This is a genomic window from Planosporangium mesophilum, from assembly GCF_016863255.1.
Lineage (GTDB): Bacteria > Actinomycetota > Actinomycetes > Mycobacteriales > Micromonosporaceae > Planosporangium > Planosporangium mesophilum.
The window spans coordinates 1-2,153 of the sequence record NZ_BOON01000090.1 but is presented as its reverse complement, the minus strand read 5'-3'; the positions used below and the strand labels follow the sequence as shown (position 1 = coordinate 2,153).

Sequence of the window (2,153 nt, the reverse complement as noted above, 5' to 3'; positions counted from 1 at the left end):
TGTCGGCGACGGGTGAAAACTGACCCCCTGTGGACGGGTGAACCTGGACCCCCCTTCCAAGATCGGAAGGGTGTTGAGCGTGGAGGACTGGGCGGAGATCCGCAGGCTTCATCGGGCCGAGGGGATGCCTATCAAGGCGATCGCTCGCAAGCTCGGGGTGGGTCGTAACACCATTCGTCGTGCGTTGGCGGCAGAGGGGCCGCCGAAGTATCGGCGGCCGGCTCGGGCGTCGATCGTGGACGAGGTGGAGCCGCAGATCCGGGCGTTGCTGGCGGAATGGCCATCGATGCCGGCGACGGTCATCGCCGAGCGGATCGGCTGGACCCGGTCGTTGACGGTGCTCAAGGACCGGGTGCGGCAGTTGCGGCCGCTGTTCACTCCACCGGATCCGGCGCAGCGCACCGACTACCTGCCCGGCGAGCTGGCCCAGTGCGACCTGTGGTTCCCACCCGTCGACGTGCCGCTGGGGTTCGGGCAGGTCGGCCGCCCGCCGGTACTGGTGATGGTGTGCGGCTACTCGCGCTGGCTGTCGGCGGTGATGATCCCGACCCGGCAAGCCCCGGACCTGCTGGCCGGGCACTGGACGGTGCTCTCCCGGCTCGGGGCGGCGCCGAAGGCGCTGGTGTGGGACAACGAGTCCGCCGTCGGGCAGTGGCGCGCCGGTAAGCCGCAGCTGACCGAGGCGATGAACGCCTTCCGCGGCACCCTGGGCATCAAGGTGATCCAGTGCCGGCCCGCCGACCCCGAGGCCAAGGGCCTGGTCGAGCGGGCCAACGGCTATCTGGAGACGTCGTTTCTGCCCGGCCGGTCGTTCGCCTCGCCGGCGGACTTCAACGACCAGCTCGCATCGTGGCTGGAACGGGCCAACCAGCGCCTGCATCGACGGCTGGGCTGCCGGCCGGTGGACCGGTTCGACGCCGACAGGGCGGCGATGCTGGCCCTGCCACCGGTTGCCCCGGTCGTCGGCTGGCGGATGAGCACCCGGCTGCCGCGCGACCACTACGTGCGCGTGGACGCCAACGACTACTCGGTGCACCCATCGGTGGTCGGCCGCCGCGTCGAGATCACCGCCGACTGCGAGCAGGTCAGCGTCACCTGCGAAGGTCGGCCGGTCGCAGTCCACCCACGCTGCTGGGCAGCGCACCAGACCATCACCGACCCCGTCCACCGCCAGGCCGCCGACGACCTGCGAGCCGCCCGCCGGCTGGTCGCCGTCCCCGCTGTCGCCACCGACGTCGAACACCGCGCGTTGAGCGACTACGACCGGATGTTCGGTCTCGACGTCGAGGGGGTGGCCTGATGCCGGCCAAGACCACCGGCCGCAACGTCACGGCCGAGTTGGCGTTCCTGACCCGAGCGTTGAAAGCGCCGTCGCTGGCTGCCGCGGTCGAGCGGCTGGCCGAACGCGCCCGCGCGGAGTCCTGGTCGCATGAGGAGTTCCTGGCCGCCTGTCTGCAACGCGAGGTCGCCGCCCGGGAGGCCCACGGCGGCGAAGGGCGCATCCGCTCAGCCCGGTTCCCCGCGCGCAAGTCGTTGGAGGAGTTCGACTTCGACCACCAACGCTCCCTCAAGCGCGAGATCATCGCCCACCTGGGCACCCTCGACTTCGTCGCGTCCAAGGAGAACGTCGTGTTCCTCGGTCCGCCCGGCACCGGCAAGACCCACCTGTCCGTCGGGCTCGGGATCCGGGCCTGCCAGGCCGGCCACCGGGTCGCGTTCGCCACCGCCGCCGAGTGGGTCTCCCGCCTCGCTGACGCCCATCACGCCGGCCGGCTGCAAGACGAGCTGGTCAAGCTCGGCCGCATCCCGCTGCTGATCGTCGACGAGGTCGGCTACATCCCGTTCGAGGCCGAGGCCGCGAACCTGTTCTTCCAGCTGGTGTCGTCCCGCTACGAGAGGGCGTCGCTGATCGTCACGTCCAACAAGCCCTTCGGCCGCTGGGGCGAGGTCTTCGGCGACGACGTGGTCGCCGCCGCGATGATCGACCGGCTGGTCCACCACGCCGAGGTCATCTCCCTGAAGGGAGACAGCTACCGGCTCAAAGACCGCGACCTCGGCCGCGTCCCCGCGGCCACCAAGACCAACGACTAACAAGACCAACTAAGCAGGAGGGGGTCCGTTTTCATCCGTCGCGGAGGGGTCCATTTTCAGCC

At 70.2% G+C, this 2,153-nt stretch carries 2 protein-coding genes; both read left to right on the top strand.

Annotation, left to right across the window (positions count from 1 at the left end):
- Positions 1–70: 70 nt before the first annotated feature.
- Positions 71–1,300, top strand: a complete 1,230-nt coding sequence (gene istA / locus Pme01_RS30605; protein WP_168118340.1) for an IS21 family transposase — start codon at positions 71–73, stop codon at positions 1,298–1,300.
- On the top strand, positions 1,300–2,091 hold the full coding sequence (gene istB / locus Pme01_RS30600; RefSeq protein WP_168118341.1) for an IS21-like element helper ATPase IstB: 792 nt from the start codon (positions 1,300–1,302) through the stop codon (positions 2,089–2,091). The genes istA and istB overlap by 1 nt, the downstream gene beginning before the upstream one ends.
- Positions 2,092–2,153: the final 62 nt, after the last annotated feature.